Source organism: Leeuwenhoekiella parthenopeia (genome assembly GCF_020782115.1).
In the GTDB taxonomy this organism is placed as follows: domain Bacteria; phylum Bacteroidota; class Bacteroidia; order Flavobacteriales; family Flavobacteriaceae; genus Leeuwenhoekiella; species Leeuwenhoekiella parthenopeia.
On record NZ_JAJGMW010000012.1, the window covers coordinates 106275 to 130822 of the forward strand.

At 45.0% G+C, this 24548-nt stretch carries 14 protein-coding genes; 6 read left to right on the forward strand and 8 right to left on the reverse strand.

What is annotated here, in order from left to right; genetic code table 11:
- Window positions 1-14: 14 nt before the first annotated feature.
- From LLW17_RS10675 to LLW17_RS10700, 6 genes are all read left to right on the forward strand, one after another.
- On the forward strand, window positions 15-3407 hold the full coding sequence (locus LLW17_RS10675; RefSeq protein ID WP_228230252.1) for a VCBS repeat-containing protein: 3393 nt from the start codon (window positions 15-17) through the stop codon (window positions 3405-3407).
- A gap of 9 nt (window positions 3408-3416) precedes the next feature.
- Entirely contained in the window at window positions 3417-4292 is an 876-nt protein-coding gene (locus LLW17_RS10680; protein ID WP_228230253.1) for a glycoside hydrolase family 16 protein, read from the forward strand.
- Entirely contained in the window at window positions 4289-5470 is a 1182-nt protein-coding gene (locus LLW17_RS10685; RefSeq protein ID WP_228230254.1) for a glycoside hydrolase family 88/105 protein, read from the forward strand. Before LLW17_RS10680 ends, LLW17_RS10685 begins: the two co-directional genes overlap by 4 nt.
- A 14-nt stretch (window positions 5471-5484) precedes the next feature.
- Window positions 5485-7515, forward strand: coding sequence for a DUF2264 domain-containing protein (locus tag LLW17_RS10690; RefSeq protein WP_228230255.1), 2031 nt, complete (start codon window positions 5485-5487; stop codon window positions 7513-7515).
- Window positions 7516-7578: 63 nt separating this feature from the next.
- Window positions 7579-10707 carry a beta-galactosidase, LacZ type gene (gene lacZ / locus LLW17_RS10695; RefSeq protein ID WP_228230256.1) on the forward strand — a complete coding sequence of 1043 codons (3129 nt, stop codon included), beginning with the start codon at window positions 7579-7581 and terminating at the stop codon, window positions 10705-10707.
- 6 nt (window positions 10708-10713) lie between these two features.
- Window positions 10714-13437, forward strand: coding sequence for an MG2 domain-containing protein (locus LLW17_RS10700; protein ID WP_228230257.1), 2724 nt, complete (start codon window positions 10714-10716; stop codon window positions 13435-13437).
- Between the two features lie 3 nt (window positions 13438-13440).
- On the opposite strand, the gene LLW17_RS10705 is transcribed toward LLW17_RS10700, so the two are convergent.
- The 8 genes from LLW17_RS10705 to LLW17_RS10740 all read right to left on the reverse strand — a co-directional run bounded on the left by LLW17_RS10705 (window position 13441) and on the right by LLW17_RS10740 (window position 24284).
- Window positions 13441-14346, reverse strand: coding sequence for an aldo/keto reductase (locus tag LLW17_RS10705; RefSeq protein WP_228230258.1), 906 nt, complete (start codon window positions 14344-14346; stop codon window positions 13441-13443).
- 8 nt (window positions 14347-14354) lie between these two features.
- Complete coding sequence (locus LLW17_RS10710) at window positions 14355-15095, reverse strand: CBM9 family sugar-binding protein (RefSeq protein WP_228230259.1); 741 nt, start codon at window positions 15093-15095, stop codon at window positions 14355-14357.
- Window positions 15096-15184: 89 nt separating this feature from the next.
- The gene (locus LLW17_RS10715) at window positions 15185-16348 is read right to left on the reverse strand and encodes an MFS transporter (RefSeq protein WP_228230260.1); all 1164 of its coding nucleotides are present in this window, start codon (window positions 16346-16348) and stop codon (window positions 15185-15187) included.
- 9 nt (window positions 16349-16357) lie between these two features.
- Complete coding sequence (locus tag LLW17_RS10720; protein ID WP_228230261.1) at window positions 16358-17236, reverse strand: TolB-like translocation protein; 879 nt, start codon at window positions 17234-17236, stop codon at window positions 16358-16360.
- 966 nt (window positions 17237-18202) lie between these two features.
- Window positions 18203-20011 (reverse strand): acyl-CoA dehydrogenase FadE, encoded by a 1809-nt coding sequence (locus LLW17_RS10725; protein ID WP_228230262.1) that lies wholly within the window; start codon window positions 20009-20011, stop codon window positions 18203-18205.
- A gap of 103 nt (window positions 20012-20114) precedes the next feature.
- Window positions 20115-21308, reverse strand: a complete 1194-nt coding sequence (locus tag LLW17_RS10730; RefSeq protein ID WP_228230263.1) for an acetyl-CoA C-acyltransferase — start codon at window positions 21306-21308, stop codon at window positions 20115-20117.
- A gap of 106 nt (window positions 21309-21414) precedes the next feature.
- Window positions 21415-23823 (reverse strand): 3-hydroxyacyl-CoA dehydrogenase/enoyl-CoA hydratase family protein, encoded by a 2409-nt coding sequence (locus LLW17_RS10735; protein WP_228230264.1) that lies wholly within the window; start codon window positions 23821-23823, stop codon window positions 21415-21417.
- The gene (locus tag LLW17_RS10740; protein ID WP_228230265.1) at window positions 23823-24284 is read right to left on the reverse strand and encodes a MarR family winged helix-turn-helix transcriptional regulator; all 462 of its coding nucleotides are present in this window, start codon (window positions 24282-24284) and stop codon (window positions 23823-23825) included. Before LLW17_RS10740 ends, LLW17_RS10735 begins: the two co-directional genes overlap by 1 nt.
- Window positions 24285-24548: the final 264 nt, after the last annotated feature.

The following is a 24548-nucleotide window of genomic DNA, read 5'->3' on the forward strand; positions in this document are numbered from 1 at the left end:
TTTAAAAGCATTTTATGAAATCTATCCCTACTCTGTTTTCTGTTTTAACTATTTTAATTTTGACCTCCTGCGGCAAAGAGGAGAAGACCGTTGCAGCAGATTCCAATACCATGTTCAGGCTTTTGGATGCTTCAAAAACCGGAATTGACTTTGAAAACACACTGGTTGAAACCGAAGAAAGTAACATCATCACCTACGAATACATTTACAACGGTGGCGGTGTTGCAGTGGGAGACGTTAATAATGACGGACTTTCAGACGTTTATCTTTCGGGCAATCAGGTTCAAAATAAACTCTACCTGAATAAAGGAGGTTTAAGCTTTGAAGATATCACCGCCAAATCGCAAATTCAGCAAAAAGAGGGCTGGAAAACCGGTACCGCAATGGCCGACGTTAATGGCGATGGCTTACTCGATATTTATGTTTGCTACTCGGGCAATGCCCCGCAGGAAGGGGTGACTGAACCGGTGGTGCGCGAGTATAAACCCCGCTCAAACCAGCTGTTTATCAATCAGGGGCTTGACGCTAATGGGGTTCCCACTTTTAAGGATGAGGCTAAAGAATATGGGGTTGATGCCATTGGCACCTTCACCACGCAGGTCTATTTCCTGGACTACGATCTCGATGGCGATCTTGATCTGTTTTTGCTCAATCACGCCAACAAGTTTTACAACATTTTCTACAACGTAACCCTGTTACGCAGCAAGCGGCATCCGTATTACGGGAATCAACTCTACGAAAACCGCGATAATCAATTTGTGGAAGTTTCAGAAGAAGCGGGTATTGACGGTACGGGTATCAATTTTGGGCTGAGTGCCGCAATCAGTGATTTTAATAAAGATGGGTATCCTGATATTTTTGTGACTAACGACTATTCCGAACAGGATTTTTGCTATCTCAATAACGGCGACGGCACCTTTACCGAAACCTCAAAAGCTTCGTTCGCCCATTTCTCAAAATACTCCATGGGTTCTGATGCTGCAGACATTAACAACGATATGAATCCTGATTTGTTTGTGGTTGATATGCTTCCGGAAGGTAATTACCGCCAAAAAGTGCTCAAAGGACCGGATGAATACAATAAGGTCAAACGACTTATTGATAGTGGTTACCACCCGCAGTATATGCACAACAATTTACAGTTGAGCAAGGGCTTAGATCCCAATGCAAATTTACGTTTTACGGAGGTGGCGCAGCTCGCCGGAATTTCAAATACCGACTGGAGTTGGGCGCCCTTACTTGCTGATTACGATAACGACGGGCTTAAAGACGTTTTTATCACAAATGGCTATCTGCGCGATTATAGCAATCTCGATTTTAATAACTACACGGTGCACGAGGCCAGAGATCGTGCTCAGGCAACGGGCGAAAGACTTGATCTGGGCTTACTCATCAGTAAAATTCCTTCTACAAAAGTTTCTAATTACATCTATAAAAATGTAGACGGATTACTTTTTGAAAACAAAACTCAGGCCTGGGGACTTGACCAAAAAACGGTATCTAATGCGGCCGCGTATGCCGATTTTGATAACGACGGAGATTTAGACCTGATCATCAACAACCTCAATGACCCGGTTTTGGTTTATGAAAACAGGGAAAATGAGCAGTTGGATAACAACTTTTTGTCTCTGACGCTTAATGGCGAAGGGAAAAACACTCAGGCACTGGGTGCCAAAGTAATGCTTCAGCTTGAAGATGGTAAGCAAATCTATCAGGAAGCCTATTACATTCGGGGGTATCAGTCTTCGGTCGAGCCCAAAATGACTATTGGTTTAGGCAAAGCCGAAACTATCCGGAGTCTTGAAATAATTTGGCCTTCTAAAAAATGGACCCGTCTTGAAAATGTTCAGGCCAATCAAGTTTTGGTTTTGAAGGAGGCTGAAGCGACTGAAACCTATGATTATAAGATCACAGCACCTGAAACCTTCTTCACCGATATCACTGCAAATTCGAATATCAATTTCATTCATCAGGAGAATGATTATGTAGACTATAATTACGAAAGTCTTATCCCGTATCAGGTCTCAAAAACCAGTGGAAAAGCCGCAGTTGGAGACCTTAACAACGATGGTAACGACGATATTTTCTTCCTCGGCGCTAGTGGTCAGGCTTCGCAATTGTATTTGGGAACTGATACCGGTAAGTTCAAATTAAACAATACAGGTCAACCCTGGACTTTAGCCGAAGAGGTGGTTCACGAAGACTACGACGCCCTGTTTTTTGACGCTGATGATGACGGCGATCTGGACCTCTATGTGGTAAGCGGCGGTAATGAAGAGTTTAATGGCGATGCCTATTATCAGGACCGTTTATATCTCAATACAGGTAACGGTAAATTCAGCAAAGCTGAAAACGCGCTGCCCGATATGAAATTCAGCGGGGGAGTGGTTAAAGCTGCAGATTACGACAAGGACGGCGATCTGGATTTATTCGTAGGCGGAAGGATTTCGGGAGGAAATTACCCGATGGCTCCCCGAAGCGTGTTACTTACCAATGAAACTTCCGGCTCTGATGTGAAGTTTAGCGTCACCCGAAATTACGATCTGGAGCAGGTGGGTATGGTAACCGATGCAGATTGGGTAGATATTGACAACGACTCCTGGCCTGATTTGGTTTTAGCAGGAGAGTGGATGCCCATTAGTCTGTTTAAAAACAATGCGGGTACTTTAAAAAATGAAACAGAAGCAGCAGGCCTTGCGAATACAAACGGCTGGTGGTTTAGCCTGCAGGCCGGGGACTTTGACGGCGACGGGGATGTTGATTTTCTGGCCGGTAATCTGGGCGAAAACAACCAGTTTAAAGCTTCGGTTGAAGAGCCTATGCGCTATTACATTCAGGATATTGATAACAACGGGCGTATAGATCCTATTTTGACGTACTATATTGACGGGGTTAGCTATCCGTGGCCTACTCGCGACGAACTCATGGGGCAGGTTTCCGCCTTAAAAAAACAGTATCAATCTTATGAGAGTTATGCTAAAACCAATACCGAAGAGTTTTTAAAAACCAATAAAATTGAGCCGCGTTTTACCCTGGAGATCAAAATGCTTGCTTCGGCTTTTATAGAGAATAAAGGTGATGGTACGTTTAGTATAAAGGCTTTGCCCAAAGCGGTTCAGGATGCACCCATTCAGGATTTTGTAGTTGCAGACTTTGATGATGACGGCAATTCAGATATTCTTACTGCCGGAAACCTGTATCCGTTTCGCGTGAGTCAGGGGCCGCTTGATGCTTCTTTCGGTTCGTTGCTTAGCTTTAATCAGGGTGATTTTCGCCTTATGCCTCAATCCGCTAATCTGTGGTTAGATGGTGATATAAAATCTCTAAACATTTTAAACACAAAATCCGGTCAAAAACACCTACTGGTCACCCGCAACAACGCAGGGCCCGGTCTGTACACCTATTAAATACAAATTATGAGAATCCTGTTCCTGCTGCTTAGTTATGCTTTTGTGATTTCGTGTAAATCTTCAAAATCCGGGCAGGTGGGGGATTCTGCTATTCAAACTCCAAAAGGCTACGAGCTTATCTGGCACGATGAGTTTGACACCGGTACTAAGCCCGATCGGGATTCATGGAACTATGAGTACGGTTTTGTACGCAACAACGAGCTGCAGTGGTATCAGGAAGACAATGCCACTATTGCTAACGGAAATCTGGTCATCACAGGTAAACGCGAAGAGCTTGTAAATCCCGGTTATGAACCGGGTAGTACCAATTGGAGTAAAAGCCGAGAAACAGCGCAGTATACGTCTTCAAGTATCAATACCCGGAATCGCTTTGAGTTTATGTACGGTATTGTAGAAGTACGGGCTAAAATTGATACCGCAAGCGGAATTTGGCCGGCAATCTGGACGCTGGGAGTGGAAAAAGGCTGGCCTTCTAACGGCGAGATCGATATGATGGAATACTATCAGATTGACGGAAAACCCCACATTCTGGCTAATGCCGCCTGGGGAGCAAACTGGCAGGATGTGTCTTGGGACAGTGCTAAAATTCCCTTTACTGAGTTCTTAAAGAAAGACCCGCAATGGCCTGAAAAATTCCACATCTGGAAAATGGAGTGGACTCCGCAGTTTATCAAACTTTATCTGGACGACGCGTTAATCAACGAGATTGATTTAGCCGAAACCAAAAATCCCGACGGGTTTAGCGGCTTTCACCAACTGCATTATATTTTACTCAATCTGGCGATTGGTTCCAACGGTGGTGATCCTTCAAATACGCAATTTCCTAAAGAATACCTGGTAGATTATGTACGGGTGTATCAGAAAACAGATCCTCAATTATGAAACAAAATTTAAAATACAAATCCTTGAAAACACAGCTCATTTACTTTTCAATTTTGGCAGGAATATTCACTTCCTGCGGAGGAGCAAAACCGACTGATTCGGCCTTAAACGAAGCTTCACTTCCCAAACCCGATCGGGTTTTGGCCATTATAGAAAACGTGAATACCCACTGGCAAGAGACGCATCCCGAGCCCGCATCGGCATTCTGGCATCCTGCGGCCTATCAGACCGGGAATATCGAAGCTTATAAAGTGACGGGAAATCAAGATTTTCTGAACTATGCCACGGCCTGGGCCGAGCATAATGAGTGGAAAGGTGCAAAATCTGATGATCAATCGGCATGGAAATACAATTATGGTGAGACTGACGATCATGTGCTTTTTGGCGACTGGCAGATTGCTTTTCAAACCTATATCGATTTGTATACGCTTGATGGATCAAAAGATCCTTCAAAAATTGCCCGCGCCCGTGAGGTGATGGAATACCAGATGAGCACGCCACAAAACGACCATTGGTGGTGGGCTGATGGCCTGTATATGGTGATGCCGGTGATGACCAAACTCTATCAGGTGACCGGCAACGAGCAGTATATAGATAAACTAAACGAATACCTGAAGTATTCAGATAGTATAATGCTTGATGAAGAGACGGGGCTTTATTATCGCGATGCGAAATACGTATATCCCAAACACAAAAGCCTAAACGGAAAAAAGGATTTCTGGGCACGCGGCGACGGCTGGGTTTTTGCCGGTTTGGCTAAAGTTTTACAGGATCTTCCCAAAGATTCCAAATACCGAAACGCATTTGAAGCCCGCTACAGGCGTATGGCCGAAGCTTTAAAAGGAGCCCAACAGCCCGAAGGCTACTGGACGCGTAGTATGCTTGATCCCGAGCACGCTCCCGGGCCTGAAACCAGCGGTACGGCTTTCTTTACCTACGGCTATCTATGGGGTATCAACAACGGTATTCTGGATGCAAAAATCTATTTGCCTGTGGTAGAAAAAAGCTGGAAGTACCTGACGGAAGTGGCTTTACAGGAAAACGGAGCCGTGGGTTATGTACAGCCTATCGGCGAAAGGGCCATTCCCGGGCAGGTAGTTGATGTCAATTCTACTGCCGACTTTGGAGTGGGAGCTTATTTACTTGCTGCTTCTGAAATGTACCGAATGGTCAAATAAACTAAACTCAAAAGATGATTTTTAGAAAACCTATTCTCTTTTCAATAGTATTAATTACTTCAGCGCTAACTGCTCAGGAAATCAAACCTGCAAAACAGGTGAATGGCGAAATGCCGTTGTTTGAGGTAGAAAATCCCGATTTTCAAACGAGTCCGTATACCGGAATGACCAAAAAACACTGGGAAGATGCCGCCAGGTATTTACTGGCAGGAGCTTTTAGTTATATCGACGATCTGGATGACCCGATGAAGTTTCCTAAGCTTCCCGGTAAAAGTTATCCGCAGGACATCAGCCGGGTACCTACCGAAAAACTGGAAGGTCTGGTACGTACCCTTTTCGTCGCTGCACCCCTTTTAAAAAAAGAACCCGATCTTACCTTAAACGGAATTAAAGTTGCTGAATACTATCAACATCAAATCCCAAAATTGACCGATCCCGATAGCCCCGCATACATCAAGCCTCGTGGCAACGGCGGTCCCAGTCAGAATTTGGTAGAGTACGGGGCATTGGCGATTTCCTTATTCATTTCGCCCGAAACGCTTTGGGATCCCTTAAGTCAGAAAGATAAAGACGCGCTGGCAGCCTCTATGCTGAGTTACGGTGATGGGCCTACCGTGCCTTCCAACTGGAAATTCTTCAACATTTTTGTACTTAGTTTTTTTGATGCTCAGGGTTATGAAGTCAACAAGCCTTTGCTTGAAGAATACCTGCAAAAATCCCTCGACCATTACCGCGGGCAGGGCTGGTATAATGACAACCCGGCTTATGATTATTACAGTATGTGGGCGTTTCAGGTCTACGGGCCTATGTGGGCGTCGGTCTATGGAGATACGCATTATCCCGATCTAGCCAAAGCCTTTAAAACCAATTTTCAGGATTTGGTGTATCATTATCCCTATATGTTTTCGGAAGATGGCGAGATGATTATGTGGGGTCGCAGCATCAGTTACCGCATCGGGTCTATCAGTCCGTTTCCCTTTACCGGAACGCTGCAGGATGACACGATTAATTTCGGCTGGTTGCGCCGCATCTCTTCAGGCACCTTACTTCAGTTTTTACAGAACCCAGACTTTTTACTGGACCGGATTCCCACTTTAGGTTTTTACGGACATTTTGAACCTGCCGTACAGGTGTACAGCGCCCGCGGTAGTGTATTCTGGATGGGAAAGGCTTTTTTAGGATTGTTGGTGCCTGATGATAATCCGTTTTGGACGGCGACTGAAAATTTGGGCCCGTGGGATACTACTTTTGAAAAGGATAAGGTGTACAATAAGTTTCAGGCTGCTTCCAATATTTTGATTACCGATTATCCAAATATTGGCGCTTCTGAAATACGGGCATGGTGCCACGAGAAAAAGGCAGACGACTGGCAGGGCTTTCGCAGCAGCGAAAACTACAACAAGCTGTCGTATAATTCCGCTTTTCCATGGCAGGCAGACGGAGAGCAGGGTGAAATCTCGATGAATTATGTCTTTAAAAATGCCAAAAACGAATGGGAACCCTGGCGGTTGTACACCTTCAAAAGCTATGAAAATGGCGTGTACCGCCGGGATGCGGTATTAGAAACCAACGAGCAGGTGACGATGCAACTGGCAGACATCCCGTTACCTAACGGAATTTTACGTGTTGATAAACAGACCAGTAAAGTTCCTGTTGAAATGCGCCTGGGACATTATGCGTTGCCAAAAATCGAAGGCAAGGAAGTCAAGCATTATATCCAGAAAAGTGGTAGTACTGCTGCTCTTGTTTTAGATAATGGAGAGTATCAACTGGCGATGCTCCCGCTTCAGGGTTGGGAAAATGCAGAGTTTGTATCTGCCAGCGGACTCAATCCGATTTCTGAAGAAAGTACAACCATCAATGTCTCAGCCACCTTTTCGCCGCAGGCTGAAACAAACATTTACGCCACCCTGATGCTCTGGAAAAAATCGGGCGAGGATTTTACTGAAGCCGAATTGATGCCGGTGACAAAGCTGAGTGCCAAAAATGGCAAAATAGAGGTTTTGATGAGCGATTCTGAGTTATATACTATCAATTTTGATTAATTCCTGTTCAGTTTAGTTTATAATTTTTAAATAGTTTAACGGCTCTCTTTAATTGATTACTTGATGATTAGTGTTAAAAAATATTGGAGCTACTTGTTTGTTCTTTTCGTATTAACCCGTGTTAACGCCCAGCAAAATCCACCGGAGTGGCAGGATCTGAGTGTTTTTGAAGTTAATACCCTGGCGCCACGTGCTACCTTTTACGTGTACGATACCGAAGAAGAGGCACTTGTAAATAAGTATCGCGATTCAGATAATTTTATATCATTAAATGGTATCTGGAAGTTTCATTTTGCTAGCAGACCCGAAGAGCGCCCTGAACAATTTTATCAAACCGGGTACAATGTTTCCGGTTGGGATGACATAGCAGTTCCGGGCGACTGGCAGGTGCAGGGTTATGACTTTCCACTTTATGTAAGTGAGGGATACACCCACGAGATCAATCCGCCACTTGTAGATACGCTTTACAATCCGGTAGGCTCGTACAAACGCAATTTTAACCTGCCCGAAAATTGGAAAGACCAGCGCGTCGTGTTGCACTTTGGAGCAGTAAACAGCGCCTTTTACGTTTGGGTAAACGGAAAGAAAGTGGGCTACGATGAGGACAGTAAAACCCCGTCTGAGTTTGATATTACGTCCTTTGTTAAGTCCGGCGAAAACGAACTCGCCGTTGAAGTATATCGCTGGAGCGACGGCACCTATCTTGAAGATCAGGATTTCTGGAGACTCAGCGGCATTGAGCGGGATGTCTATATTTATAAAGCCCCAAAGGCATACATCGCCGACGCGTTTCTTAAAGCGGGTCTCGATTCGACCTACACAGATGGAGTTCTGGATGCTTCGGTAAGCCTTGCTAATGAAAGTGCCAAAACCAGAACCCTTCAGCTTCAGTTAAAAATCTATGATGACTCCGGTGTTGTTCATAAAGTTCAACAGGAAGTTCGTTTAACAGCTTCCTCAAAAGACACACTCAGCTTTCAGCATCTGCTTGAAGAAGTAAAAACCTGGAGCGCAGAGCATCCTAATCTGTACACAGCCACCCTTAGTCTTGCTGAAGGCTCAAATACGCTGATGGCCACTTCGTTTAAAATCGGTTTCAGGTCTGTTGAAATTAAAGGCGGAAAGCTTCTGGTAAACGGAAAACCCATTTTACTCAAGGGCGTTAACCGCCACGAGCACGATCAATATACCGGTCACGTGATTACTGAAGAATCGATGATTCGGGATATTCAGCTTTTTAAGGAAAACAACATCAATGCCGTGCGCAACTCGCATTATCCCAACGATCCGTTGTGGTACGCACTCTGCGATGAATATGGCATTTATATGGTTGATGAAGCCAATCTGGAAACCCATGGTTTTGGATATGATGAAGATAAAACCCCGGCCAACAAGCCCGAATTTGCTGCCATGCATCAGGACCGGTTAGAGGCAATGGTCGAGACCAATAAGAACCACGCGTCAGTGATTATTTGGTCTATGGGTAATGAGGCAGGTGACGGCCCTGCTTTTGTAGACGGGTATCACTACATCAAAAACCGGGACACTTCACGTCCGGTACAGTATGAACGCGCAGAACGCGGCAAGAGTTTTCAGGAACCACATACAGATGTTATTGCCTGGATGTATGCCAGCCTTGATTATATCAAAAACAATTACATCGGCAAGTATCCTGAGAGGCCTTTTATTTGGTGTGAGTATGCGCACAGTATGGGTAACAGTACCGGTAATCTGCAGGATTTGTGGGATTTTGTTTACGCACAACCGCAAATGCAGGGCGGTTTTATCTGGGACTGGGTAGATCAGGGTTTTGTAAAGCAGGATAGCACCGGTACTAAATATTGGACCTATGGCGGGGATTATGGTCCTGACCGCTATCGCAACGATGCGAACTTTGTGCTCAACGGTATTGTAAACCCAGATCGTACGCCACATCCGGCATTGGCAGAGGTGAAGCAGGTGTACCAAAACGTGAAGATCGAGGCGCTCGATACCGAAAGTTTAAAATTCAACCTGATAAACCGTTTTTTCTTTACCGATCTGGAAGGTTTTGAAATAGAGTATGATTTGTTGCGTGACGGAGCTGTGGTTTCTTCCAATAACTTAGGGTCTTTCAACGTGGCTCCGCAAGACTCTTTGGTATTTAAACTGAACGCATTGCAGATTCCTGAAGATGAACACGAATATTTTATCAATTTTAACGTGATTACCAAAACGGCGTCGCCGCTCTTGCCAAAAGGTTTTGTGGTGGCCCGGGAGCAGATCCTGCTCAAACAACCTTCTGCTAACAATCGTGTGAACAGCACAGGAAAAGGAAAGCTTCAGGTTAAAGAGCTCAAAAATGCGCTATCGGTAAAAACCGATGCGGTAAGCCTCAATTTTGACACCCAAAGCGGACGCTTAAAATCGTATGTCTATAAAGACCAAAACTACCTGAAAGAAGAACCTCGTTTTAATTTTTGGCGCGCGCCAACCGATAATGATTTTGGTAATAACTATCAAAAACGAGGGAAACTGTGGAAAGATGCTTCTGAAAAGCAGCAATTAATCTCATTTAAGATGCTTTCAAAAACTCGGGATTCTGTGGTTGTAGAATCTGTTTATCAGTTAGACACCTTACAGGCGCAGGCAAGTACCCGTTTTGCTATGTATGCAGATGGCAGCCTGAAGATCACAAACCGATTAAATTACACGGGTTCTGAAGAGGTGGCCGAAATTCCGCGCTTTGGTATGAATTTTATTTTGCCCGACGTATACGATCAGGTGAGCTGGTATGGCCGCGGGCCGCACGAGAACTATCAGGACCGTAAAGAGTCGCCTTTTGTGGGTATCTATGAGTCTTCGGTAGCAGATTTGTATTTCCCATACATCAGACCCCAGGAAAACGGTTACCGCACTGAAAACAGATGGATAAGCCTAACCAACGATTCCGGTGCCGGAATTAAAATTGTGGGTCTGCCTGTAGTATCCTTCAGTGCGCATCACAATTACGTTTCCGATTTTGATCCCGGCGAATGGAAACAACAGCGACATACGACCGATATTAAACCCCGCGACCTGATCAGTTTGAATATAGATTACAAACAAACCGGGGTAGGCGGTGATAACAGCTGGGGCGCCAAACCTCACGAAAAATACCGGCTGCTGCCCGGAGATTACCAATATAGCTTTCTCATAAAACCCATAAACTAAAAGACTATGCACCATGTAAAAGTATCGAAGAGCCCCCTACCAAATTTCTTCATCAAATTTAAAACGGGCCTTTGTGCTTTTATAATTTTAATAACTGCTTCCAGGCTTACCGCTCAGCAGGACATCAGCGCTCAGGAAGCCCTGGCCGAAAAGATTTACCTGCAAACCGATCGTAAAGCCTATACGCCGGGAGAGACCATTTGGTTTAAAGCTATTGTTGCCCAGGCAAAAGACAATGTGCCTTCAGGCTTAAGCGGAGTTTTGCATGTAGAACTGATAGACCCGTTTGAAACGCTTGTGGGCGAAAAAATGATCAAACTCAATGACGGGATTGGTAGCAATTTTTTCAGTGTTGAAGATTTTTATGCCCCGGGCACCTATCAGTTACGGGCCTACACACAATGGAATCAAAATTTTGATGCCGACTTTATCTTTAAAACCTATCTCAACATTGCCGAAGCCAAAAGCCCGGAACCTGTTGTTGAAAAAATGGGGATTGAAAGTAAGGATGCTATCCGTTTCGTATTCAAACCCGAACTTATAGACAGCACTGCCGGGAATAAATTTGATCTGGAACTCGCTTATGGCGATCAGGTAAAAAAGCGCATCATTCGTAAGAATGGCGCGGGCTATTTTGTTCTGGAAGAAAATTTTGCCGAAGATACAGACTGGGTGCATTTTAAAATCCTTACCGAATCGGGTAAGCAATACAGTGAGAGTATACCACTTTCCAAACCTGCGATAGATATTCAGTTTTTACCCGAGGGTGGTAGTTTATTGAGCGGAATCAACAACCTTATAGGTTTTAAGGCGATTGACGAGACCGGAAAAGGCGTTGCGGTTTCCGGGACTGTTTATGACGATCAGGGAATTCAGGTCACTTCGTTTAAAAGCAATGAGCTGGGGATGGGACGGGTATATCTTTTTCCAAAAGCATCAACAACTTATAGGGTTGAATTAACAGAGTCAAACAGGGATATTCAGTTCACTTATTCATTTCCTAAGGTTATTGAGAAAGGCAGTACACTTTCGGTAAATCCCGTAGGTACTAATCTCGCGGTACAGGTACGTTCCACCCAATTTGTGAATGATTCGGTCTATGTAGCAGTGAGCAGCAGAGGTTTGGCACTTGGTGAAGTGGGGCGAAAACTTGAAAGCGGAAAGCAAAACCTGGTTTTTTCAAAGGAATCGTTACCCGCAGGAATTTTGGTATTTACGCTTAAAGACCAAAACAAAAATCCGTTAGCCGAACGCCTATACTTTAATCATTTAGAAACCGAAGCCCTTAAGCTGGATATAGAACTGAACAAACCTTCTTTTAAAACGGAAGAAGAGGTGAGCTTGACGCTTTCTGCAACGGGGCTTGCCCGGGATGCCAGCGCTTCGGTTTTGGTCATCCCCAACGAATTGAAAAATGAGCAAAATATCTGGACTTATTTTATGCTCAGTTCAGAACTAAGAGGAACTATTGAAAAGTCAGCATATTATTTTGAAGGTACACAGCTTGTAAAACCCGATGAACTGGATAATTTGCTGCTCACTCAGGGCTGGCGGGGCTACACCTTCAATTCTTCTCCGGATGAACAGGAAATGCCTTTTCTTCCTGAATTTACCTTAGGGGTTCAGGGAGAGATAGCAGCACTTTTTGATAAGGATAAAATGAAAGAGGGTGTAGACGTGAGCCTGATGGTTTTTGGTGAAGAACAACAGTTTTACGATCAGAAAACCGATAGTCTGGGACGCTTCAATTTTCTGTTGCCTCCGCTCGAGGGCAGACGGGTGCGGGCGGTTTTACAAACCAAAAACGATGCAGGTAAAAACCGGGATTATAACCTAAGTCTGGATGAGGCCATTAAACCGCAAATAACATACGACCGCAACCGAGCCTTCTTCAAAAAGAAAGAGCCGCAACCTGAGGTTTTGCAAAAATCAGAGCAGAAGCAAACAGCAGATACGTTTTTTGACTACGATCCCAGTATCAACAAGTTGGATGAAGTACTCATAAGCGATTATAAGCTTACCCCACAGCGTAAAAAAGTGATGGACACCTATGGCAAGCCCGATGTGGTGATCGATGGTCGGGAGATTGAAACGAAAGCAAATGAGTACAGTCATGGCCTTTATGGTGTGCTAAGGCAGTCTTTTGGAGATAAAATCAGTTTTCAACTCTATCAGGACAGCACAGGCGTACGTTATCAAAAAGCGGTGGTCACCGGTGGGATGGAAACTCTTGTGCTGGTTGATGGGATACCGGTTTTGGCCGACGCCTATCAGTTTTTGCCCAATCTGCCGCCCAGCGAAGTGAAAAGTGTTGAAATTTTAGATGGCACCACTCAAAATTTTATGCCGCTTTACCGCAGGGTTTATCCTTTCCGAAGTATGCTTTCGACACCAACACAGGGAAGCATTTTGGCTATTTATACCTACAGCGGTAACGGTTTTTACACGGCCACAAAATCAAAAGGCATTCTCAAGACCAGCATTCCGTTATTTGCGCCTACCAAAGCATTTTATATCCCGAAATACGAGAGTGGAGCAATGGCTTTAGGCCCCGGCGATAATGCAGTAACGCTTTATTGGGATCCCAACATAAGTCTGCAAAATGGAGAACCTGTTAACGTGAAATACCCAAACAATACCATCCCGGGAACTAAAACGGTTCTTGTAGAAGTCATCTCCCCGGATGGTAAAATAGGCTATAAGACTCTTGATTATGAGGTAGAAGAATAGCTTTTAAGGCAAATCTTCTCCCTTAGAAGCAATCCAGATTTTATACCACTGCTGCAGGCTTAAATCAATTTCGAGCGCGTCTACGGCACTTTTAATGCGATCGATGTGTTGGGAGCCTACAATGGGCAATGCGCCCACAGGATGCTTTAATAACCACGCATACATCACCTGATCAATAGCTTCAATACCCAGTTCGGCAGCTACTTCTTTCAATACCGAATGCAGGCGGTGTTCGCGCTGGGTTTCGGGTTTAAATAGCTTACCGCCGGCAAGGGGAGACCAGGCCATGGGTTTGATTTTATGCTTTTGGAAAAATTCAATATTCTCATTCTCCCAATGCTCCAGGCAAGCAACTGAAAGTTCCACCTGATTGGTCGCCAACGGCATATCGAGATACGCCTGAAGGCTGTCAAACTGCATGGGTGTAAAGTTTGAAACCCCAAAGTTGAGGACTTTTCCACTTTGCTTTAAATGGTCAAAAGCTTTTGCGACTTCTTCAGGCTCAAAAAACGGAGCCGGGCGGTGCAGAAGCAACAAATCCAGACGGTCTGTTCCCAGATTTTTAAGCGAAGCTTCAGCCTGCTTGATGATATACGCGGTGCTGTACTCGTAAATTTTTACGTCCAGTTCCGGATTGAAATCTGTAGCCAGTCTGATACCGCATTTGCTAATCAGCTGCATCTGCTCGCGCAATTCCGGTTTTAAGGCTAACGCACGGCCAAAGAATTCTTCACAGGTGTAATTTCCGTAAATGTCGGCGTGGTCAAACGAGGTGATCCCCAGTTCGAGCACCTGCTCCATGAGTTTTAAAAGTTCAGCATCGCTGAGGTTCCAGTCGCGTAGGCGCCAGTATCCGTGAATGATGCGTGAGAGGCTGAGGTTTTCGTTTAGGGCTAGTGTATTTTTCATAACAGATTTTATTCAACAAGTTGTAATGTAGCAAAAAGTCCCGAATCCAGATTGATGCGGTTTTTATAATCTTCGGGAATCGCTACAGATCCCATAATGGTATTGGAATCTTTTTCTTCGGAAGCCATACTAACGTAAGCCATCGCAAAACCCAGTTCTTTGTTGGGCGAAAGCGATACGGCCATGTTGGGTGATCCCGGTTTAAAATTTTGGTCAAAAACAGCAATGCGTAATTCGTGATAGGCTTCCTGCTTAGTTCGGAAAATTTTGTGATTAATGTGATTGTTATAGGTTTTCGGAAGCTTTTCGGCATCATAACCCACTATAAAACCATTGGGCAGCACATTATAGGTAAAAACCTCGAAGCCGGAATCGTAAAGTCCGCCGCTGTTGTTTTCGTCCAGATAAATCACAAGCCGGTCCTGCCGGTCATAATCTTCAAGCGGATTTCCCGTATTTGGTTGCGGATTTAAATTTTTAAAATGTACCAAAACATAAAGCGCATCGGGCGTCCAGGTAAGTTTGTATTGGATATTTTGATCAGATTTTTGGCCTTGCCAGAGTTGGTCGAGCTTAAGCCAATCGGTTTTTTGCCAGGCTGGGTCATCGGGCTTGCCGTCAATCCGGGGCGCTATTGTGGCTTTAGAAACCTCCAGTTGTGGAGCTTCAGCTTTGGGAAAGGGTGGCGGATCTTCTTTTTTTCCGCAGGAAAAAGCAAGCAAAGCGAAAACTAAAAAGAGGTATTTCATCTGTTTAAAATATACAAAAATCTGTTTTTCAGCATTTTAATTATATAGGTGGGAATGCACTTTGTTTGCCAATTGCCCATTATAGGCTTTCATGAGCGTGTTTTGCCCAAACTAAGAACGCCAAAGATAGGCCCAGGCGCCAAAATCCAAAAGAGATAGGGCATTTCAAAATGCAGAATAACATATCCCAGCGCCTGAATGCTCACAATCGTAATCGCAAAACCTACACAATTTACCAGTGTTAGCGCAGTACCGCGGTATTCAGGCAGGGCGTTTGAGGCAACGAGCGTTGAAAATTGCGGACTGTCTGCCACCACCATAGCACCCCAAAACAGGAGAAAGGAGGCAAAAAGCCAAACCGGCAGTTGCAGCGCAACCGGTGAAAGTAAACAGCAAATACCTGAGGTTATAAGTGCGAAACGCGCCACAGATTTACTTGTAAAGCGGGCGACTAAACTTCCGCCCACGGCACAGGCGATGGCACCTACGCCAATCACGGCAAATGACCAAAGCGGAATGTTAAGCAGCAGAACGTGTTTTTGCGCGTAATAGGTTATAAACAGCGGGACAAACCCCCAGAAGGCATAGAGTTCCCACATATGACCCCAGTAGCCAAAAGCTGCTGCTCTAAACTTAGGCTCTTTAAAAAGCCGTGGAATCGCCTTGATTTGTAGCTTCTGCTGCGCCTTGCGAAAGGAGCCGTCGGGTACTCCAAAACCGATAAGTATTCCCCCCAACGCGGCCAGAGCACTGGTGATGAGTGTGATGTTTTTGTAGTTAAGCGAAAGTCCAAAACTGTTTAAAAAGTGGGGCAGGGCAGTGCCCAGAACGAGTGCTCCTACCAGAAAACCCAAAGCTTTGCCCAGACCCTGCTCAAAATAATCCGCTGCGATTTTCATGCCTACGGGATAAATCCCCGCAAGAAAAAAACCGGTACTGAAACGCGAGACCAGTACGGTTGAATACGTAACACCGGGCAGCAGCAGCGCCAGATTGGTAAGGGCTCCCACCAGGGAGCAAATTAAAAAAACTTTGGAAGGTGAAAAGCGGTCTGCAAAAGCCAAAAGCGCAAAGACCAGCGTACCGCTAATAAAACCAAATTGTACCGAAGCCAGAATATTGCTCACGCCAGTGGCGGTATCTAAACGCGCCAGCGGCAACTGCGGCACCACGATATTGCCCACAAACCACAGCGAAGTCCCCAAAAACTGGGCGAGTACGATGAGGAAGATGATGCGGTTCTTTTGCGGCACGTCTTAAAGTTATTCTACCGGTTCTGCTGCCAGAGCGAGGTGTTTTCCATCGGGGCTTACCGCGATTCGGGAGATGTTGGTGAGCTTGTAGCTGTTTAGACTCACAGCAAAAACCCAGGCGGGTTCACCAAACAAATCGTACACAAACAAACTGTCGCCGCTGCCCACCAAAATGCGGTTTTCATCAAGCCAGGCGTAATCCTGCCGCCCGATAGGGAGTTCGCATACAAAATAGCTGGTAGGGCTTTCGCCGGAAAGATCAAGCATATACAAGTCCATATTCTGATCGTCGTTTTCTACCAAATAACTCATCGAGTCGCTGTTGGGCACTTTATGAAGGGAGCGACCTGCGTTGGCCACTATTCTTTGCAGGCTATCTTTTTTAGGAGTTGAAAGGAATAAATCCATTTGATTGGGCACTAAAACCGAAGCGATAAAAGTTTCTTTATCGTAAAACGAAAAGTAACCCACCTGACTGCTGTCCAGCAATTTTTGAAAGCCTTTGCTCTTAAAGTCGTAGGTAGCAAGGCGCTGTCTGCCTTCCGGGTCCTGGCGAACCGCAGCCACAAGATCGGTTTGCGGGATGCGCTGGGGCGAAAAGAATCCGCTGTTGGGTTCGTTTGTTAAAACTGAATTTTCTCTGGTAACCAGATCGTAAACGCCAATTGCTGTAAGGCTGTCTTTTGTGCGGCTGTAAAGCAGGGTGCTGGCATCGTAAAACGAGGGCTGGTTGTCGTAACCCGGGTTTTGGGATATGTTTTGTCCGTCCTTAACCCCCAGAGTCGTGGGCGTGGTATGGATTTCAAAAAGGTAAACTTCGGGAGCGGTTTGCGCGTAAAGGCTGAAGCCTAAAAGTCCGAGGAAGAAAAAAAGTGATGATTTAAGCATAGTCGTGATTCAGATTTTAAAGATACAGATGTTTGTGTAAAGAGTCTTGCAAGGATTGAGCCGTTTTGGGGCAATTTAAAATTCAAGGTCTAAAATTTAAGGTTGTGGATTTCTAAAGGAAATAGAGTGGTAAAAAAGTAGAAATACGAAATATAAGTATCGTCATTTTGAGTGATAGAGAGAAATCGCATCAGTCCTTCACAGGAGCTTGTTTTTTTTGCCAAGTAGGATGTGACGGCTCCTGTCGTCGAGGTGACATTTATAGTCATTTCGACCGGTAGGGAGAAATTGCATTAGTCTTTCACGGGAGCTTGTTTTTTTTTGCCAAGTAGGATGTGACGGCTCCTGTCGTCGAGGTGACTTTCGTAGTCATTTCGACCGGTAGGGAGAAATCGCATCATTCTTTCACGAGAGCTTGTTTTTTTTTGCCAAGTAGGATGTGACCTCTCCTTTCGTCGAGGTGACATTTGTAGTCATTCCGACCGATAGGGAGAAATCGCATTAGTCTTTCACGAGAGCTTTTTTTTTTGCCAAGTAGGATGTGACGGCTCCTGTCGTCGAGGTGACATTTGTAATCATTTCGACTGGTAGGGAGAAATCGCATTAGTCTTTCACGAGAGCTTTTTTTTTGCTAAGTAGGATGTGACGGCTCTTGTTGTCGAGGTGACATTTGTAGTCATTTCGACCAGTAGGGAGAAATCGCAGCAGTCCTTCACGGGAGCTTGTTTTTTTGCCAAGTAGGATGTGACGGCTCCTGCCGTCGAGGTGACAATTGACGTAGACTTTAAATTTTAAACCTTGAATCAAATCCGCGTGAGGGATAGTAGTGGAAATCCTTTAGGAGCGGGAGCGACTAAAGATTGCAACGTATAGCCTGGCCCGAAGGGCACGCCCAAAAACAAAACAACCTGCAACTTAAAGCTACAGGTTGTTTGATTTTAGAATTTCGGTTTTAGGGGTGAAAATCTAAAAGGGGTAGGTGTTTTCAGCTGTGATTTTCTCTGCGATGGTATTGCGCAAAGCCACCACGTTAGGCTGATTTTGATATTTGGTAAAACGCTTAAGACCCATAAGCATCATACGCTGCTCATCACCTTCGGCAAAGGAGACTATGCCTTCTTTAGCTTTTTGGTTGATGGTGTCTACGGCGTGATACAGGTACAACTGTGCCATCGCGATCTGCTCTTTCTGAGCTTCTTCACCAAAACGCTTCACGTTTTTCTCGGTACGCAAAATGGTACTTTCGGCCATATAAATCTCGATCAGAATGTCTGAAGCGGCCAGCAATAACTGCTGATGCTCCTCAAGCTCAGGACCGTATTTTTGGATCGCACTACCGGCTACCATTAAGAATACCTTTTTCAGTTTGGCGATCATCGCTTTTTCTTCCGAAAGCACTTCGGAATAGTCTGGCGTGTCAAAAGAAGGAATTCCGGTAAGTTCTTCGCCCACTGCCATTGCAGGATTGAGCAAATCTACGTGACCTTTCATCGCTTTTTTGACCAGCATACCTACCGCAAGCATACGGTTGATCTCGTTTGTACCTTCATAAATACGCGAAATACGGGCGTCCCTCCAGGCTGCTTCCATCGGCGCATCGGCACTAAAGCCCATACCGCCATAAATCTGGATACCTTCATCGGCGCAATTCTGCATATCTTCTGAAGCGGCTACTTTTAGGATCGAACATTCAATCGCATATTCTTCAACACCTTTAAGTTCGGCTTCTGAGTGGCTTGCACCTTCCTCAAGACGGATTGAAATTCGGTCTTCAATATTTTTTGCAGCGCGGTAAGAAGCACTCTCACTGGCATAGGCATTGGTCGCCATTTCAGCCAATTTCGATTTGATCGCACCAAACTTGGCGATAGGCGTGTTAAATTGCACCCGTTCGTTAGCGTATTTAACACCCATATCGATCACGCGGCGTTGTGCGTCAAGACAGGCAGCAGCGAGTTTGATACGGCCTACGTTAAGTGCATTCATTGCAATTTTAAAGCCTTCACCACGACCGGCAAGCATATTTTCTACAGGAACCACGCAGTCATTGAAAAATACCTGACGGGTAGAAGAGGAGTGAATACCCAGTTTCTTTTCTTCTTCACCTAATGAGATCCCGTTAGATTGATCGTTCTCAACGATGAAGCCGGTAATGTTTTTATCGTCTTCAATTCGGGCGAAAACAATAAAGACATTACAGAATCCCGCGTTGGAAATCCACATCTTTTGACCGTTGATCTTGTACGATTTCCCATCTGCTGAAAGTTCTGCTTTGGTTTTTCCGCTGTTGGCGTCAGAACCGGCACCCGGCTCGGTCAAACAATAGGCTCCAAACCACTCGCCGGTAGCGAGTTTAGGCACGTATTTTTTCTTCTGTTCTTCGGTCCCGTAAAGGGTGATTGGCATCGTACCAATACCGGTATGGGCACCAAAAGCGGTCGCGATAGACCCGGTTGCTCCTGAAATGTAGTCACAAACTAGCATCGTAGAAACAAAGCCCATTCCCAGACCATCGTATTCTTCAGGAACCGCAATGCCCAAAAGGCCCAGCTCACCGGCTTTGCGCATCACCTCTTCGGTAAGTGCATAGTCTTTGTGCTCAAAGCGTTCTTTGTGTGGTACAATCTCACGGTCAACAAATTCTTTAACCGTTTCTTTCATCATTTTCTGCTCCTCGTTAAAATCTTCGGGAGTAAAGATGTCTTCGCAAGGAGTTTCCTTTACCAAAAACTGACCTCCGCGAAGGATGTCTTTTTTATCTGCTGTTTCTGCCATTGTAAGCCCCCTGTCCCCCAAAGGGGGAACACCTATCAGAGGGTAATAGGATTTTTATTAAACAATACTTTACTTCCTCCCCATTGGGGAGGTTAGGAGGGGATTAGTTCAAAAACTCATAAACCCCGGCGGCGCCCTGACCGGTACCTACGCACATGGTTACGATACCGTATTTGTTTTTCATATCGCGTTTACGCATTTCGTCAAACAACTGCACCGAGAGTTTGGCTCCGGTACATCCCAGCGGGTGACCCAGTGCAATTGCTCCTCCGTTTACATTTACGATATCGGGATTTAAACCCAGTTCGCGGATTACCGCAAGAGACTGCGAAGCAAAGGCTTCGTTTAACTCAATCAGGTCGATGTCGTCTTGCTTGAGTCCGGCTTGTTTTAGCGCTTTCGGAATCGCTTTTACAGGACCAATTCCCATAATGCGCGGTTCAACACCCACGGCAGCAAAATTTACGAGGCGGGCGATGGGTTCCAGATTTAATTCTTTTACCATTTCTTCGCTCATAACCAATACAAACGCTGCACCGTCACTCATTTGCGAGGAGTTTCCTGCGGTTACGCTTCCGCCTTCGGCGAAAACAGGACGCAGTTTACCCAATACTTCGAGACTGGTATCGGCACGCGGACCTTCATCTTTATTTACGGTGTAGGTTTTTGTTTCTTTTTTACCGCTGTTGTTTACAAACGTATGTTCTACTTCTATCGGAACGATTTGCTCTTTAAAACGGTCTTCTTCCTGAGCTTTTAAGGCTTTTTGGTGCGAATGGTACGCAAACTCATCCTGATCTTCACGCGAAACCTTAAACTGATTAGCTACAGCTTCCGCAGTAAGTCCCATTCCCCAGTAATAGTCTTCGTTTCCGGCTTTGGCCACTTTATAATCGGGTACCGGTTTGTAACCACCCATAGGGATGTAGCTCATACTTTCGGCACCACCGGCGATGATACAATCTGCCATTCCGGCCTGTATTTTTGCCGAAGCCATCGCAATGGTTTCAATACCGGATGCGCAATACCGGTTTACGGTTACGCCCGGTACGTCTTCGATCTTCAATCCCATTAGGGAAATGAGGCGACCTACGTTAAGGCCCTGTTCGGCTTCGGGCATCGCGTTACCTACCATAACATCATCAATGCGTTTTTTGTCGAGATTAGAAACCTCTTTCATCATATAATCGATGGTTTCCGCAGCGAGTTCGTCGGGTCTTTTAAATCGGAACAATCCGCGGGGAGCTTTCCCTACGGCTGTTCGGTATGCTTTTACTATATATGCTGTTTTGCTCATTTTAAGCCCCCTATCCCCCGAAGGGGGAACACCTATTAGGAGGAAATAGGATTTTTATTGTTCAACACTAAATGTTCCTCCCCCTGGGGGAGGCCAGGTGGGGATCCTAATTTCTCAACGGTTTCCCTTTCTTGATCATATGCTCCAGACGCTCCAGTGTTTTGCGCTCGCCGCAAAGACTTAAGAACGCTTCACGTTCCAGGTCAAGCAGGTACCGCTCACTTACATAAGAAGCTTCAGAGAGGTCACCACCGGCCATTACGTAAGCCAGTTTGTTTGCAATTTTCTTATCGTGATCGCTGATGTATTTACCGGCGTTCATTTGATCTGTACCTACAAGGAATGCACCAAGAGCCTGTTTACCCAGTACTTTGATGTCTGTACGCTCTATAGGTTTAGTATAACCCTCATCTGCCATAAACTTCGCAACCTCTTTGGCTGCTGCGATCTGGCGGTCTTTATTTACAACAACAATATCTTTACCGGGCTTTAAAATACCGGTATCAAAGGCTTCATAGGCCGAAGTCGAAACTTTTGCCATACCTATTGCGAGGAAGTATTCGCGAAGACGGTTTAATTCGACATCGTCTTTGTGGTAGGTTTCTGAAGCACGTAAAGTCATTTCTTTAGAACCACCACCGCCGGGAATCACCCCAACGCCAAATTCTACCAGACCAATGTAACTCTCTGCTGCTGCCACGACGCGGTCAGCGTGCAGGGTCATTTCGCAACCTCCACCTAAAGTCATATCGTGAGGAGCCACAACGGTAGGGATTGACGAGTAGCGCAGGCGCATACAGGTATCCTGAAAATATTTAACCGCAGCGTTGAGTTCGTCATACTCCTGCTCAACGGCCATCATAAAGATCATTCCGATATTGGCACCCACCGAGAAGTTTTTCCCCTGATTGGCAACCACGAGTCCGGCGAAATCTTTTTCGGCCAGATCAATGGCTTTATTTAGTCCTGAAAGGACGTCACCACCAATGGAATTCATTTTTGAACGGAATTCTACATTGAGGATTCCATCACCTAAATCTTCAACGACTACGCCGCTGTTTTTGAATACTTCTTTTGATTCGCGAATGTTATCGAGAATGATAAAGCCATCCTGACCCGGTTTTTTGATGTATTCCTTTTTAGGGATGTCATAATACCAGGTATTCCCTTCTTTAACGGTGTAAAATGAATTTTTACCTGACGAAAGCATTTCAGAAACCCAGTCTGCGATATCATAACCTTCGGCTTTCATCAATTCGATTCCTTTTTCAACACCTACAGCATCCCAAATCTGAAACGGACCTTGCTCCCAGCCGTAACCGGCACGCATCGCGTCATCGATCTTGTAGAGTTCGTCTGTGATTTCAGGAATGCGGTTTTGCACGTAGGCAAATAATCCCGCAAAGTTTTTACGGAAGAATTCGCCTGCTTTGTCTTTACCGTCAACCAAAATAGGGAAGCGGTCGGCAACATTGTCAACGCCTTTTGTTTTTTCTAAAGTACCGAAGGAAGCGCGTTTGTTTTCGCGGTATTCCATCGTATTGAGGTCAAGCGTAAGAATCTCGCTTGAGCCATCGTCTTTCTTAACTTTTTTATAGAAGCCCTGGCCGGTTTTACTTCCTAACCATTGCTTGCCGTGCATGGTGTCAATATAATTGGGAAGTGAAAACAACTCGGCACGCTCATCATTTTCTACATTTTCACGGATACCGTTTGCCACGTGTACCAAAGTATCCAAACCAACCACATCAACCGTACGGAAGGTCGCCGACTTGGGACGGCCGATTACGGGGCCGGTCAGTTTATCAACTTCTTCCACGGTCATGTCAAGTTCTTTAACCGTATGGAAAAGGCTCATAATACTGAAAGTCCCCACGCGGTTACCAATAAATGCCGGAGTGTCCTTAGCTACCACTGAAGTTTTACCCAGGAATTTTTCACCGTATTCATTTAGGAAATTAAGAACTTCCTTATCGGTCTTTGGTCCCGGAATGATCTCAAAAAGATCTAAATAACGGGCAGGGTTAAAGAAGTGCGTTCCGCAGAAATGCTTCTGAAAATCTTCGCTGCGTCCTTCACTCATAAACTTGATCGGAATACCGGAAGTATTTGTGGTAATCAGGGTTCCGGGAGTACGGTGTTTTTCAAGCTTTTCAAAAACCTGTTTTTTAATATCCAGGCGTTCTACCACAACTTCAATAATCCAGTCGTAGTGTTTCACTTTGGCGATATCATCTTCCATATTACCTGTGGTGATGCGTTGTGCAAAATCCTGATGATAAATGGGTGAAGGTTTTGATTTTAGTGCATTTTGCAAATGATCGTTAACCAGGCGGTTGCGCACCGCTTTATCTTCAAGGCTAAGACCTTTTGCTTTTTCTTTGTCGGTTAGTTCACGCGGAACAATGTCGAGTAGCAGTACTTCAACTCCAATATTGGCAAAATGACAAGCGATACCGCTTCCCATAATACCTGAGCCAATAACTGCAACTTTATTTATTCGTCTTTTACTCATTACTTTATAGTCGTTTCGGTGGTTTTATAAACTTTTTTATTCTGAATCAAATCGTTGATGACATTAATGACCTCAAAGAAGTGATCTATTTTTTCGGCCTCAATATTGTTTCTAATGGCTTCATTAAATTTCAACACCCGGTCTTTACTAAAATCCCGGTTTTCTTTTCCAAATTCCGTAAGGAAAATCAGTACACCGCGGCCATCTGCCGGATTCGGCCGTCTTTCGATCAACCCGCGCTCTTCCATAGATTTCAGGGTTCTGGAAAGACTGGTAGCCTCCATTCCCATACGTGGACCCAAAGCAGTTGAGGGGGTGCCTTCTTCGGGATCTATACTTAACAATGCGAAGCCTGTAGCCATCGTACTGTCTAGTTGTGCAGCCTGCTCATTATACATTTTGGTAATGGCCTGCCAGGTTGCCCTAAGGGCGTGATCGATAGTGATTTCTTTTTTACTCATACGTTTGCGTAAAGTTAGAAAAAAATACTATGCACGCATAATAAGTTAAGGAAAATTTATCAGATTAGCTGTTTTAAACTTTGTGTTTGGGTAAATGCATAAAAAAACTCCTTAAAAATTAAGGAGTTTTTTGAATATTATTGGTCTCAGGTAAGGGTTTAAAACCCTGCAATTTATTGCAGAACTTTAGTATTGCGAAAAAATCTATAATTTGGCACTATGAGCAATACTTTAATAAGAGGCTCTCATACTGTGAGCAGGTTG

Bases quoted from the DNA above. Each gene is read 5' to 3' on its own strand.
- LLW17_RS10675 (WP_228230252.1), top strand. From the start codon at position 15: ATGAAATCTATCCCTACTCTGTTTTCTGTTTTAACTATTTTAATTTTG.
- LLW17_RS10680 (WP_228230253.1), top strand. From the start codon at position 3,417: ATGAGAATCCTGTTCCTGCTGCTTAGTTATGCTTTTGTGATTTCGTGT.
- LLW17_RS10685 (WP_228230254.1), top strand. From the start codon at position 4,289: ATGAAACAAAATTTAAAATACAAATCCTTGAAAACACAGCTCATTTAC.
- LLW17_RS10690 (WP_228230255.1), top strand. From the start codon at position 5,485: ATGATTTTTAGAAAACCTATTCTCTTTTCAATAGTATTAATTACTTCA.
- lacZ (WP_228230256.1), top strand. From the start codon at position 7,579: ATGATTAGTGTTAAAAAATATTGGAGCTACTTGTTTGTTCTTTTCGTA.
- LLW17_RS10700 (WP_228230257.1), top strand. From the start codon at position 10,714: ATGCACCATGTAAAAGTATCGAAGAGCCCCCTACCAAATTTCTTCATC.
- LLW17_RS10705 (WP_228230258.1), bottom strand. From the start codon at position 14,346: ATGAAAAATACACTAGCCCTAAACGAAAACCTCAGCCTCTCACGCATC.
- LLW17_RS10710 (WP_228230259.1), bottom strand. From the start codon at position 15,095: ATGAAATACCTCTTTTTAGTTTTCGCTTTGCTTGCTTTTTCCTGCGGA.
- LLW17_RS10720 (WP_228230261.1), bottom strand. From the start codon at position 17,236: ATGCTTAAATCATCACTTTTTTTCTTCCTCGGACTTTTAGGCTTCAGC.
- LLW17_RS10725 (WP_228230262.1), bottom strand. From the start codon at position 20,011: ATGGCAGAAACAGCAGATAAAAAAGACATCCTTCGCGGAGGTCAGTTT.
- LLW17_RS10730 (WP_228230263.1), bottom strand. From the start codon at position 21,308: ATGAGCAAAACAGCATATATAGTAAAAGCATACCGAACAGCCGTAGGG.
- LLW17_RS10735 (WP_228230264.1), bottom strand. From the start codon at position 23,823: ATGAGTAAAAGACGAATAAATAAAGTTGCAGTTATTGGCTCAGGTATT.
- LLW17_RS10740 (WP_228230265.1), bottom strand. From the start codon at position 24,284: ATGAGTAAAAAAGAAATCACTATCGATCACGCCCTTAGGGCAACCTGG.